Origin of the sequence: Pseudomonas oryzae, assembly GCF_900104805.1 — a bacterium.
Classification (GTDB): Bacteria; Pseudomonadota; Gammaproteobacteria; order Pseudomonadales; family Pseudomonadaceae; genus Geopseudomonas; species Geopseudomonas oryzae.
The window spans coordinates 4402652-4414560 of record NZ_LT629751.1 but is presented as its reverse complement, the minus strand read 5'-3'; the positions used below and the strand labels follow the sequence as shown (position 1 = coordinate 4414560).

The 11909-nt window shown below is 66.6% G+C and carries 13 protein-coding genes and 2 tRNA genes; 14 read left to right on the top strand and 1 reads right to left on the bottom strand.

Features of this window, described 5'->3' with window-relative positions:
- Nucleotide 1 precedes the first annotated feature (1 nt).
- The 8 genes from BLT78_RS20135 (at nt 2) to ctlX (ending at nt 6229) form a co-directional block, all read left to right on the top strand.
- A tRNA-Gln gene (locus BLT78_RS20135) sits at nt 2-76 on the top strand.
- Between the two features lie 50 nt (nt 77-126).
- Nucleotides 127-201, top strand: a tRNA-Gln gene (locus BLT78_RS20130).
- Between the two features lie 96 nt (nt 202-297).
- Nucleotides 298-1239 carry a ribose-phosphate pyrophosphokinase gene (locus BLT78_RS20125; RefSeq protein ID WP_090351732.1) on the top strand — a complete coding sequence of 314 codons (942 nt, stop codon included), beginning with the start codon at nt 298-300 and terminating at the stop codon, nt 1237-1239.
- Between the two features lie 105 nt (nt 1240-1344).
- Nucleotides 1345-1932: a 50S ribosomal protein L25/general stress protein Ctc gene (locus BLT78_RS20120; RefSeq protein WP_090351731.1), complete on the top strand. Its 588-nt coding sequence runs from the start codon at nt 1345-1347 to the stop codon at nt 1930-1932.
- Nucleotides 1933-1966: 34 nt separating this feature from the next.
- Nucleotides 1967-2551 carry an aminoacyl-tRNA hydrolase gene (gene pth / locus BLT78_RS20115; RefSeq protein WP_090351729.1) on the top strand — a complete coding sequence of 195 codons (585 nt, stop codon included), beginning with the start codon at nt 1967-1969 and terminating at the stop codon, nt 2549-2551.
- 42 nt (nt 2552-2593) lie between these two features.
- On the top strand, nt 2594-3694 hold the full coding sequence (gene ychF, locus BLT78_RS20110) for a redox-regulated ATPase YchF (protein ID WP_090351728.1): 1101 nt from the start codon (nt 2594-2596) through the stop codon (nt 3692-3694).
- Nucleotides 3695-3978: 284 nt separating this feature from the next.
- Nucleotides 3979-5025, top strand: a complete 1047-nt coding sequence (locus BLT78_RS20105; RefSeq protein ID WP_090351727.1) for an ornithine cyclodeaminase — start codon at nt 3979-3981, stop codon at nt 5023-5025.
- 286 nt (nt 5026-5311) lie between these two features.
- The gene (gene ctlX, locus BLT78_RS20100) at nt 5312-6229 is read left to right on the top strand and encodes a citrulline utilization hydrolase CtlX (RefSeq protein WP_090351726.1); all 918 of its coding nucleotides are present in this window, start codon (nt 5312-5314) and stop codon (nt 6227-6229) included.
- Between the two features lie 153 nt (nt 6230-6382).
- Here the strand turns inward: ctlX and rocF are convergent, their stop codons facing one another.
- Complete coding sequence (gene rocF, locus BLT78_RS20095; RefSeq protein WP_197673126.1) at nt 6383-7330, bottom strand: arginase; 948 nt, start codon at nt 7328-7330, stop codon at nt 6383-6385.
- A 155-nt stretch (nt 7331-7485) separates the two neighbouring features.
- Between rocF and BLT78_RS20090 the strand changes: the two genes are divergently transcribed.
- The 6 genes from BLT78_RS20090 (at nt 7486) to BLT78_RS20065 (ending at nt 11856) form a co-directional block, all read left to right on the top strand.
- The gene (locus BLT78_RS20090; protein WP_090352431.1) at nt 7486-7917 is read left to right on the top strand and encodes an Lrp/AsnC family transcriptional regulator; all 432 of its coding nucleotides are present in this window, start codon (nt 7486-7488) and stop codon (nt 7915-7917) included.
- Between the two features lie 282 nt (nt 7918-8199).
- Nucleotides 8200-8979 (top strand): ABC transporter substrate-binding protein, encoded by a 780-nt coding sequence (locus tag BLT78_RS20085; protein ID WP_090351724.1) that lies wholly within the window; start codon nt 8200-8202, stop codon nt 8977-8979.
- A gap of 72 nt (nt 8980-9051) precedes the next feature.
- Complete coding sequence (locus tag BLT78_RS20080) at nt 9052-9777, top strand: ABC transporter permease (protein ID WP_408003088.1); 726 nt, start codon at nt 9052-9054, stop codon at nt 9775-9777.
- Entirely contained in the window at nt 9774-10487 is a 714-nt protein-coding gene (locus BLT78_RS20075) for an ABC transporter permease (protein ID WP_090351721.1), read from the top strand. The genes BLT78_RS20080 and BLT78_RS20075 overlap by 4 nt, the downstream gene beginning before the upstream one ends.
- 6 nt (nt 10488-10493) lie before the next feature.
- The gene (locus BLT78_RS20070) at nt 10494-11348 is read left to right on the top strand and encodes an ABC transporter ATP-binding protein (RefSeq protein ID WP_231975658.1); all 855 of its coding nucleotides are present in this window, start codon (nt 10494-10496) and stop codon (nt 11346-11348) included.
- A gap of 1 nt (nt 11349) precedes the next feature.
- Nucleotides 11350-11856 (top strand): Lrp/AsnC family transcriptional regulator, encoded by a 507-nt coding sequence (locus BLT78_RS20065; RefSeq protein WP_090351720.1) that lies wholly within the window; start codon nt 11350-11352, stop codon nt 11854-11856.
- Nucleotides 11857-11909 lie beyond the last annotated feature (53 nt).

The window sequence follows — 11909 nt, the reverse complement described above, 5'->3', positions numbered from 1 at the left end:
CAGGGGCGTCGCCAAGCGGTAAGGCAGCAGGTTTTGATCCTGCCATGCGTTGGTTCGAATCCAGCCGCCCCTGCCATAACCTCCTTGAGGTTATACGCAGCCAGTCAGCAGTTGTTTATACGCCACAGGGGCGTCGCCAAGCGGTAAGGCAGCAGGTTTTGATCCTGCCATGCGTTGGTTCGAATCCAGCCGCCCCTGCCATATTCCAGAAAAACCTTTGTGGTTTTGCGGTGGAGACCGCGAGGTCACAAAGGTTTTTTGTTCGTCAGGTCTACCCTCAGTCGGCAGGTACTGCGCGTGTCCAAGATGATGGTCTTCACGGGGAACGCCAACCCCGATCTCGCCCGCCGTGTCGTGCGTCAGCTGCACATTCCCCTCGGTGACGTTTCCGTAGGCAAGTTCTCCGACGGCGAAATCAGCGTCGAAATCAACGAGAACGTGCGCGGCAAGGACGTGTTCCTGATCCAGCCGACCTGCGCGCCGACCAACGACAACCTGATGGAGCTGGTGGTGATGGCCGACGCCTTCCGCCGCTCCTCGGCCAGCCGCATCACCGCGGTCATCCCCTACTTCGGCTATGCCCGCCAGGACCGCCGCCCGCGTTCCGCCCGCGTGGCGATCAGCGCCAAGGTGGTGGCCGACATGCTGACCGTGGTCGGCGTCGACCGCGTGCTCACCGTCGACCTGCACGCCGACCAGATCCAGGGCTTCTTCGACATTCCGGTGGACAACATCTACGGTTCGCCGGTACTGGTCGACGACATCCAGGACCAGCGCTTCGAGAACCTGATGATCGTCTCCCCGGACATCGGCGGCGTGGTGCGCGCCCGTGCTGTGGCCAAGAGCCTCGGCGTCGACCTGGCGATCATCGACAAGCGTCGCCCGAAGGCCAACCAGTCCGAAGTGATGCACATCATCGGTGACGTCGAAGGCCGTACCTGCATCCTGGTCGACGACATGGTCGACACCGCCGGTACCCTGTGCCACGCCGCCACCGCGCTGAAGAAGCACGGCGCCGCCAAGGTGTACGCCTACTGCACCCACCCGGTGCTGTCCGGCCGCGCCATCGAGAACATCGAGAACTCCGTGCTGGACGCCCTGGTGGTGACCAACACCATTCCGCTGTCCGCCGCCGCCCAGGCCTGCGACCGCATCCGCCAGCTGGACATCGGTCCGGTGGTCGCCGAAGCCGTGCGCCGCATCAGCAACGAGGAATCCATCAGCGCCATGTTCCGCTGAGGGACGGGCGCCGATACAACCGCCCCGCACTGTGCGGGGTCTTTCGCAACCGCCCGAACGCTGGTCGCAAGCGTGTCGGGCGTGTTGTCATTCTGGAGAAATGCAATGACCAATTTTGCCCTGAATGCCGAAGTGCGTTCCGACCTGGGGAAAGGTGCGAGCCGCCGCCTGCGTCGTAACGCTAACCTGGTTCCTGCCGTGGTCTACGGTGGCGAGCAGGCTCCGCTGTCCGTCAGCCTGCTGGCCAAGGACTTCGCCAAGCTGCTGGAGAACGAGGCTGCCTTCAGCCACGTGATCGCTCTGAACATCGGTGGCACCACCGAGACCGTGCTGATCAAGGCCCTGCAGCGTCATCCGTCCAAGGGCTTCGTGGTCCACGCCGACTTCCTGCGCGCCGTGGCCGACCACAAGCTGACCACCAGCGTTCCGCTGCACTTCATCAACGCCGAAACCGCTGATGCCGTGAAGCTGCAGGGCGGCGAAGTCTCCCACACCATCTCTGAAGTGGAAGTCTCCTGCCTGCCGCAGAACCTGCCGGAATTCATCGAAGTCGACCTGGCCAAGGTCGCCCTCGGTCAGACCGTGCACCTGTCCGACCTGACCGTTCCGGCTGGCGTCGAGCTGGTGGCCCTGGCCCACGGCAACGATCTGGCTGTCGCCAACATCCACGCTTCCCGCGTGCAAGGCGAATAAGTCACTCGCTGACTGAACCAAGAGAGCCCCTGTCGTGACTGCCATCCAACTGATCGTCGGCCTCGGTAACCCCGGTCCGGAATACGAGCAGACCCGGCACAACGCAGGGGCTCTTTTCGTCGAGGCGCTGGCCCGCAAGCTGGGCGTCAATCTCGCCGCCGACAAGAAGTACTTCGGCCTGGTCGGCAAGTTCAGCCACCAGGGCCGCGACGTTCGTCTGCTCATCCCCACCACCTACATGAACCGCAGCGGTCAGTCCGTGGCGGCGCTGGCGAACTTCTTCCGCATTCCGCCGGCGGCCATCCTGGTGGCCCACGACGAACTCGACATGCTCCCCGGCATCGCCAAGCTCAAGCTCGGCGGCGGCCACGGCGGGCACAACGGACTGCGCGACATCATCGCCCAGCTCGGCAACCAGAATTCCTTCTATCGCCTGCGGCTCGGCATCGGCCACCCCGGCGACAAGAACCTCGTCTCCGGCTTCGTCCTCGGCCGGGCCCCGCGCAGCGAACAGGAAAAGCTCGAGGCGAGCATCGACTTCGCCCTCGACGTGCTGCCGGAAATGCTCGCCGGCGACTGGACCAAGGCCATGCAGCAGCTGCACAGCCAGAAAGCCTGACGCCCCCTTTTCGACCGAATTCATCTCCGCGAGGGATACACCATGGGATTCAACTGCGGCATCGTCGGCCTGCCCAACGTCGGCAAGTCCACCCTGTTCAACGCCCTGACCAAGTCCGGCATCGCCGCGGAGAACTTCCCGTTCTGCACCATCGAGCCGAACAGCGGCATCGTGCCGATGCCCGACCCGCGCCTCGACGCGCTGGCCGAGATCGTCAAGCCCGAGCGCGTGCTGCCGACCACCATGGAGTTCGTCGACATCGCCGGTCTGGTCGCCGGCGCCTCCAAGGGTGAGGGCCTGGGCAACAAGTTCCTCGCCAACATCCGCGAGACCGACGCCATCGCCCACGTGGTGCGCTGCTTCGAGGACGACAACGTGATCCACGTGTCCAACTCGGTCGATCCCAAGCGCGACATCGAGATCATCGACCTCGAGCTGATCTTCGCCGACCTCGACAGCTGCGAGAAGCAGCTGCAGAAGGTACAGCGCAACGCCAAGGGCGGCGACAAGGAAGCCCTGGCGCAGAAGGCCATCCTCGAGCAGCTGATCCCGCACTTCAGCGAAGGCAAGCCGGCCCGCTCGCTGATGAAGAACATGGATGCCGAGCAGAAGCTGATCATCCGCGGCTTCCACCTGCTGACCAGCAAGCCGGTGATGTACATCGCCAACGTCGCCGAGGACGGCTTCGACAACAACCCGCACCTCGACGTGGTCCGCGCCATCGCCGAGGAGGAAGGCGCCATCGTGGTGCCGGTGTGCAACAAGATCGAGGCCGAGATCGCCGAGCTGGACGAGGACGAGGAAAAGCAGATGTTCCTCGAATCCATGGGCATGGACGAGCCGGGCCTCAACCGGGTGATCCGCGCCGGCTACCAGCTGCTCAACCTGCAGACCTACTTCACCGCCGGGGTCAAGGAAGTGCGCGCCTGGACCGTCAAGGTCGGCGCCACCGCGCCGCAGGCCGCCGGGGTGATCCACACCGACTTCGAGAAGGGTTTCATCCGCGCCGAGGTCATCGCCTACGACGACTTCATCCAGTACCGCGGCGAAGCCGGCGCCAAGGAAGCCGGCAAATGGCGTCTGGAAGGCAAGGACTACATCGTCAAGGACGGCGACGTGATGCACTTCCGCTTCAACGTCTGAGCCTCCCCGCCTGCCGACAAGCCCCGCCCCGTGCGGGGCTTGTGCTTTCTGGCGAGAGCATCGCCCCCTCTTCACCCTCCGGGCTCGCACCGACAGCAGAATCGGCTGCAGCGCCTCGTCTTTCAGCTTTCCAGGCTGGACGGCGCCAGCAGTTCAGCCGGGATTGTCGGCCCCGCCGGCAGACAATAGCCGCATCGCCAGACGCACACCGCCGCCTGGCAGCGAGCCAGCACCAGGCGCCGCGCCGCTGGCCGCCCGAGCCGATAGCCCAGAGGAACAACAAGATGACCCGCTATATCGACGTCAACGATCTGAGCCGCCTGGTGGCCCGCCAGGGCCTGACCACCTGCCTGGCCGAGATGACCGAGTACCTGCGCCAGGACTACCTGCGCTGGCCGGAATTCGAGAAGTGCGCGCGGGTGGCCAACCACTCGGCCGACGGCGTGATCGAGCTGATGCCGGTGTCCGACACCGCGCTGTACGCGTTCAAGTACGTCAACGGCCATCCGAAGAATACCCGCGACGGCATGCTCACCGTGATGGCCTTCGGCGCCCTGGGCGACGTCGCCACCGGCAAGCCGGTGCTGCTCAGCGAGCTGACCCTGACCACCGCCCTGCGCACCGCCGCCACCTCGGTGCTGGCCGCCAGTGTGCTGGCGCGCAAGAACGCGCGCAGCATGGCGCTGATCGGCAACGGCTCGCAGAGCGAGTTCCAGGCCATCGCCTTCCACAGCATCCTCGGCATCGACGAGATCCGCCTGTACGACGTCGACCCGCAGGCTAGCCGCAAGCTGGCCCGCAACCTGGCCGGCTTCCCGGGCATCAAGGTTATCATCGCCGACTCCACCGCCGAGGCGGTGCGCGGCGCCGACATCGTCACCACGGTGACCGCCGACAAGACCAACGCCATCATCCTCACTCCGGAGATGATCGAGCCGGGCATGCACCTCAACGGCGTGGGCGGCGACTGCCCGGGCAAGACCGAGCTGCACCGCAGCATCGTCGAGGCGGCCAGCGTGTTCGTCGAGTACGAGCCGCAGAGCCGCATCGAGGGCGAGATCCAGCAGCTGCCGGCCGGCTCGCCGACCACCGAGCTGTGGCAGGTGCTGAGCGGCGGCGCCGCCGGTCGCCGCAGCGCAGAGGAAGTCACCCTGTTCGACTCGGTGGGCTTCGCCCTCGAGGACTACTCGGCCCTGCGCTACGTGCGCGACGTCGCCGAGCGCCTGGACATCGGCAGCCGGATCGAGCTGGTGCCCAGCCCGCGCGACCCGAAGAACCTGTTCGCCCTGCTCGCCGAAGACGCCGAACAGCCGCTGCTCAAGCGCGCCTGATCGCTTCCGACACAAGACGCCCCGCGCCCCACGGCCCGGGGCGTCTTGTCGTTTCTCGCCCATGCTCGCCCCGGGCCTGCCGGTCCCGGTCGCCGCGCGCCCTGCCTGCTCGCGCTGCCCCGGCGAACCTCTCCCGGCGCCTGCGCAGCAGTCCCCGACCTGCGACCGAATCGGCTGCAGCCCGGCCTCCTTCAGCTTGCCAGGCTGAGCCGAAGCGGCAGATCAGCCGGGATCACCACGGCCACGGACCGACAATGGGGCATCGCCAACCACCGGATGATGCCCCATGCAAACCACCGATACCGTGCTGATGATTCGGCCTGCCGGGTTCGCCTTCAACCCCGACACCGCCGGCAACAACCGCTTCCAGCAGGCGCTGCTGGAGCCGGCAGAGGCCCAGGCCAGAGCCCTGGAAGAATTCGACGGCTATGTCGCGAGCCTGCGCGGCGCCGGCGTGGACGTGCTGGTGGTGCAGGACAGCCCGGCGCCGCACACCCCCGACTCCATCTTCCCCAACAACTGCTGGAGCAGCCATGCCGACGGCCGCCTGGTGGTCTACCCGATGGAGGGCGCTAACCGCCGCCTGGAGCGGCGCAAGGGCGTGCTCGAGGTGCTCGACCGTCACTTCCGGATCAGCGAGACCATCGATCTCAGCCCGCTGGAGGAACAGGGCCTGTTCCTCGAAGGCACCGGCAGCATGGTGCTCGATCGCCAGCACCGCATCAGCTACGCCTGCTACTCCGGACGCACCCACGCCCGTGCGCTGCGCCAGTTCGCCGAGCGCCTGGAGTACCGCCTGTGCGCCTTCCATGCCATGGACCGCGGCGGCGCGCCCATCTACCACAGCAACGTGATGATGAGCGTCGGCCGCAGCCTGGCCATCGTCTGCCTGCAGGCCGTGCGCGACGAGGTCGAGCGCCGGCAGCTCGAGCGGCAACTGCGCGACACCGGTAAGGACATCCTGCCGCTCAACTGGGCCCAGCTGGAAGGCTTCGCCGGCAACATGCTGGAACTGCACAACAAGGACGGCCAGCCGCTGCTGGTGATGTCGCGCAGCGCCTGGCAGTCGCTCGCACCGCTGCAGCGCCAGCTGATCGAGCGGCACGCCCGCCCCGTGGTGGTGAACATCGACACCATCGAACGCATCGGCGGCGGCAGCGCGCGCTGCATGCTGGCGGAAGTCCATCTGCCCACGCGTCATTGACGCATTGCCGACAGCCACGCCGACACCGAACCGCGGTGTCTTGCCATCCGGAGCAGGGAGGCTCCGGCATCAGCGACGCCCCGCCGGCATGCAAACGACCGAGACCGCCCTGTGGCGGTCTCGGTCGTTGTGGCATGGCCGCAGAATAGGGAGTCAGCGCGCGGCGCGCATCAGCGTCGACTTGCCGAACAGGCTCTCGGTCAGCTCCACCGCCACCCGTGCGGTGCGGTTGCAGTGATCGAGCGCCGGGTTGAGCTCGACGATGTCCAGCGACCCCAGCAGCCCGGTGTCGGCGATCATTTCCATGCACAGCTGCGCCTCGCGGTAGCTCACCCCGCCCGGCACCGTGGTGCCGACGCCGGGGGCGATCTCCGGGTCGAGGAAGTCGACGTCGAAGCTGACGTGCAGGTGGGTGTCGGCGTCGAGGTCGGCCAGCGCCTGCTGCATGGCCACGCGCATGCCCACCTCGTCCAGATAGCGCATGTCCATCACCTCGAGCCCCGCCTCGTGCACGCGCACCCGCTCGCCTTCGTCGACGCTACGGATGCCGATCTGGCGGATCCACTGCGGCTGGATCGCCGGCACCGCGCCAGCCATCTCGACCAGCTCGCGCGGGCCGTCGCCACACAGACAGGCCACCGGCATGCCGTGCAGGTTGCCCGAGGGGGTGAGATCCGAGGTGTTGAAGTCGGCGTGGGCATCCAGCCAGATGATGCGCAACTTCTTGCCGGTATCCCGGCAGTGGCGGGCCACCGCGCTGATCGAGCCGACGCCCAGGCAGTGGTCGCCGCCCAAGAGGATCGGCAGGCGCTCCTCGCGCAGCTCGGCATAGATGGCGTCGTGCACCGCCTGGTTCCAGGCGATCACCTCCGACAGATGGCGGTAGCCCTGCTGCGGCGCCAGCCAGGGATTGGCCGGGCCACGCAGGTTGCCACGATCGAGCACCTGGAAACCGCGCTCGCGCAGCGCCGGCACCAGACCGGCGACGCGCAGGGCCTCCGGCCCCATGGAAGCGCCACGGGCGCCAGCACCGACATCGGTGGGCGCACCGACCAGACTGACGGTCTTGGGCAGAAGGGACGGGACAGGCAAGGCAGACACGATGGCGACTCCGGTTGAGTGAAAACGTCGGAAAATTGTAGGAAAGAGGGCGCCTAGCAGATAGATAGATAAATTACATTTTGCACATCAAGAAAGAGCAAAATGATAGAATCCGTTGACGATATGCCAAAAACACTCGCTGCCCGGTGATGACCATGCCTGACCAACCCGATGACCTCGACCGCCGCCTGCTGGCCCTGCTGCGCGAGGACGGCCGCGCCTCCACCGCCGCGCTGGCCGAACGCCTCAAGGTGTCGCGCGGCACCGTGCAGAATCGCATCGACCGTCTGCAGCGCTCCGGCCTGCTGGTCGGCTTCACCATCAAACTGCGCAACGAGCTGGAGAACAGCGGCGTGCGCGCCATCACCATGATCGAGCTGCGTGGCGGCGCCAGCGACGCGGTGATCGCCGCCCTGCGGCAGATCCCCGAGGTGGTGCAGGTGCACACCACCAACGGCCGCTGGGATCTGGTGGCGGAGATCCACACCGCGACCCTCAGCGAGTTCGACCGGGTGCTGCGCGAGCTGCGCGCCCTGAAGGGCGTGGCCAACTCGGAAAGCAACCTGCTGCTGGCCGCCTATAAGTGAGGCGCCAGCCACCCCACGGCCGTACAGATATGCGACAAGCCGGCGGCGCGAGAACATAAAAGACGCCACCAACAGCCGATTCTGCTGTTTGCCTGCGTTTAACAGCTATTCCTGCCTCCTCCCCAACGCTTAACGACACCAAAAGAGTCGTTCCCCCGGGCATTCTCAGTCCCCAGTTGAGCCGGCCTCCAGCCGGTCATCAGCACCCGCCACGCGCAGCCAGACCGGCCCTCGGCGTCCTGGCCGCACAACAAAAACAAGATTCACAGTGGAACAGTTCCCATGAAAAAGCTCTGCACGCTGGTAGCCGCAGTCGTCCTCCCGCTGACCGCCGGACTGGCCCAGGCCAAGGAATGGAAGGAAATCCGCTTCGGGGTGTTCCCCGACTATCCGCCCTTCGAGTCCGTGGCCGCCGACGGCAGCCTGCAGGGCTTCGATATCGAGCTGGGCAACGCCATCTGCGCCAAGCTGGAGGTCAAGTGCACCTGGGTGACCAATGACTTCGACGGCCTGATCCCCGCCCTGCGGGCGCGCAAGTTCGACGGCATCATGTCGTCGATGGCCGTCACCCCGGCCCGCGAGCAGCAGATCGCCTTCTCCGACAAGCTGTTCCTCAGCCCCACCGCGCTGGTCACCCGCAAGGACGCCGGCTTCGGCGCCACCCCGGAATCGCTCGAGGGCAAGCAGGTCGGCGTGCTGCAGGGCTCGATCCAGGAAGTCTACGCCCGCGCCAAGCTGGCCCCGGCCGGCGCGCGGATCAAGGCCTACCAGTCGATGGACCAGAACTATGCCGACCTGGCCAACGGCCGCCTCGACGCCATCGTCACCGACAAGCTGGAAGCCGAGCTGAACTTCCTCTCCCAGCCCAAGGGCCAGGGTTTCCACAGCGGCGCGGCGATCAGCGACCCGGGCCTGCCCTCGGTGATCGCCATCGGCCTGCGCAAGAACGACGCCGAGCTGCAGGCGCTGATCAACAAGGGCATCGCCGCCCTGCACGCCGACGGCACCTACAAGGCCATCGAGCGCAAGTACTTCGGTTCGCAGGACATCTACAGCGAGTAACCGCTCCGCCGTCCGGCCGGCCTGCTGCGGCGGCCGGGCACCGCCCTCGCCTTTCCGAACAGGTGTTCCATCGTGAATGACCTCCTGCACTCCCTCGGCCTGCCGGTCCTCGACCTGCAAGGCTTCGGCCCCCTGCTGCTGCAAGGCATCTGGATGACGCTGAAGCTGGCCATGCTGTCCATGCTGCTCAGCGTCGCCCTCGGCCTACTCGGCGCCTGCATCAAGCTCGCCCCACTGCGCTGGCTGCGCCTGCTGGGCGCGGGCTACACCACGCTGATCCGCGGCGTGCCCGACCTGGTGCTGATCCTGCTGATCTTCTACAGCCTGCAGACCTGGCTGAACGAGCTGACCGACCTGCTCGGCTGGGACTACATCGAGATCGACCCGTTCAGCGCCGGCGTGGCCACCCTCGGCTTCATCTACGGCGCCTATTTCACCGAGACCTTCCGCGGCGCCATCCTCAGCGTGCCGCGCGGCCAGCTGGAGGCGGCCACCGCCTACGGACTCGGCGCGTTCAAGCGCTTTCGCCTGGTGCTGTTCCCACAGATGATGCGCTTCGCCCTGCCGGGCCTCGGCAACAACTGGCTGGTGCTGCTCAAGGCCACCGCGCTGGTGTCGATCATCGGCCTCTCCGACCTGGTCAAGGCCGCGCAGAATGCCGGCAAGACCACCAATGACCCGCTGTACTTCCTGATCATCGCCGGGGTGGTCTACCTGCTGATCACCAGCCTGTCCAACCTGGTGTTCCGCCGCCTGGAGCGCCACTACAACACCGGAATCAAGGGGCTGATGCCATGATCGAGCTGCTGCAACAGTACGGCCACGCCTTCCTGTGGAGCGACGGCTACAACCTGTCCGGGCTGGCCATGACCCTCTGGCTGCTGGTCGCCTCAATCGTCCTCGGCTTCCTGCTCGCCGTGCCGCTGGCCATCGCCCGCGTCTCGCGCAACCGCCTGCTGCGCTGGCCGGTGCAGTTCTACACCTACCTGTTCCGCGGCACGCCGCTGTATATCCAGCTGCTGATCTGCTACACCGGCCTGTACAGCCTGGAGGCGGTGCGCTCCCAGCCGCTGCTCGACGGCTTCTTCCGCGAGGCGATCAACTGCACCCTCCTGGCCTTCGTGCTGAACACCTGCGCCTACACGGTGGAGATCTTCGCCGGCGCCATCCGCAACATTCCGCATGGCGAGATCGAGGCGGCGCACGCCTACGGCCTGACCGGCTGGCGCCTGTACACGCACCTGATCATCCCCTCGGCCCTGCGCCGGGCGCTGCCGCAGTACGGCAACGAGGTGATCCTCATGCTGCACGCCACCTCGCTGGCGTTCACCGCCACCGTGCCGGACATCCTCAAGGTCGCCCGCGACGCCAATGCCGCAACCTTCATGACCTTCCAGGCCTTCGGCATCGCCGCCCTGCTCTACATGCTGCTGTCCTTCCTGCTGGTCGGCCTGTTCCGCTTCGCCGAAAGCCGCTGGATGACCTTTCTTGGCCCTACCCGGGGGTAACTCGTGATGAACCAGACCGCCTACGCCATGCCCGCCAACCCGGCCGGCCTCCTCTCCTCGCGCAACGAAAGCCACGCCCGCAGCGTCGCCGGCACCGCCCAGCACAAGCTGCAGGTGGAAGACCTGCACAAGCGCTACGGCGACAACGAAGTGCTCAAGGGCGTGTCGCTGCACGCCAGCAGCGGCGACGTGATCAGCCTGATCGGCACCAGCGGCTCGGGCAAGAGCACCATGCTGCGCTGCATCAACTTCCTCGAGCAACCCGACGCCGGCAGCATCACCCTCGACGGCCAGACCATCGCCATGCGCCAAACCCGCGGCGGCGCCACGGTGGCCGACAAGGCCCAGCTGCAGAGCCTGCGCACCCGCCTGGCCATGGTGTTCCAGCACTTCAACCTGTGGAGCCACATGAGCGTGCTGGACAACATCACCATGGCGCCGCGCCAGGTGCTCGGCGTGCCGGCGCGCGAGGCCGAGGAGCGTGCCCGCGCCTACCTGGACAAGGTCGGCCTGCCGGCGCGGGTCGCCGAGCAGTACCCGGCCTTCCTCTCCGGCGGCCAGCAGCAGCGCGTGGCCATCGCGCGGGCGCTGGCCATGGAGCCGGAGATCATCCTGTTCGACGAGCCGACCTCGGCCCTCGACCCGGAACTGGTTGGCGAAGTGCTCAAGGTGATCCAGACTCTCGCCGAGGAGGGACGCACCATGATCATGGTCACCCACGAGATGGGCTTCGCCCGCCAGGTTTCCAGCCAGGTCCTGTTCCTCCACCAGGGCCGCGTCGAGGAGCAGGGCAGCGCGCGGATCCTCGACAATCCTGCCAGCGAACGCCTGCAACAGTTCCTGTCCAACCGACTGAAGTGACATGAGCCTCAAAGACATCTCCGATACCGGTCAGGAGCACAACCTCAGCCTCGATCGCATCGACCAGGCGATCATCGAGGTGCTGCGCCACAACGGCAGGATCACCTACCAGAAGCTCTCCGAACTGGTGCACCTGACGCCGCGCCCGTGCCTGGAGCGGGTGCGCAAGCTCGAGCGCATGGGGGTGATCCTCGGCTACGGCGCCATCGTCGACCTGCAGCAGGTTTCCCCCGGCCTGTCGCTGCTGGTCCTGGTGGCGCTGTCCAACCAGAGCGGGCGTGCCGCGCAGAAGGCTTTCGAGGCCTGCATGCGCGCCTGCCCGCAGGTGCTCGAGTGCCGGCTCATCAGCGGCACCTTCGACTACAGCCTGCGCATGCGCTGCCGCGACATGGAGCACTACCGGGTGCTGACCGAGGCCTGGCTGGACAATCCCGAGCTGCACATCGACAAGCTGGTCGCCCACCCGGAGCTGGCCACGGTGAAGAATCCGGCTCCGATGCCGGGCTGAACGCCCGCTCGGCGGCCGTCAGGGACGACGGCTGTCGAGCCCGATCGCAGGAT

What these genes read in the sequence shown, in the direction of transcription:
- BLT78_RS20085 (WP_090351724.1), top strand. Translation starts at nt 8,200, where the DNA reads ATGAAAAAGCTCTGCACGCTGGTAGCCGCAGTCGTCCTCCCGCTGACC.
- ychF (WP_090351728.1), top strand. Translation starts at nt 2,594, where the DNA reads ATGGGATTCAACTGCGGCATCGTCGGCCTGCCCAACGTCGGCAAGTCC.
- BLT78_RS20105 (WP_090351727.1), top strand. Translation starts at nt 3,979, where the DNA reads ATGACCCGCTATATCGACGTCAACGATCTGAGCCGCCTGGTGGCCCGC.
- BLT78_RS20075 (WP_090351721.1), top strand. Translation starts at nt 9,774, where the DNA reads ATGATCGAGCTGCTGCAACAGTACGGCCACGCCTTCCTGTGGAGCGAC.
- BLT78_RS20120 (WP_090351731.1), top strand. Translation starts at nt 1,345, where the DNA reads ATGACCAATTTTGCCCTGAATGCCGAAGTGCGTTCCGACCTGGGGAAA.
- ctlX (WP_090351726.1), top strand. Translation starts at nt 5,312, where the DNA reads ATGCAAACCACCGATACCGTGCTGATGATTCGGCCTGCCGGGTTCGCC.
- BLT78_RS20065 (WP_090351720.1), top strand. Translation starts at nt 11,350, where the DNA reads ATGAGCCTCAAAGACATCTCCGATACCGGTCAGGAGCACAACCTCAGC.
- BLT78_RS20090 (WP_090352431.1), top strand. Translation starts at nt 7,486, where the DNA reads ATGCCTGACCAACCCGATGACCTCGACCGCCGCCTGCTGGCCCTGCTG.
- BLT78_RS20070 (WP_231975658.1), top strand. Translation starts at nt 10,494, where the DNA reads ATGAACCAGACCGCCTACGCCATGCCCGCCAACCCGGCCGGCCTCCTC.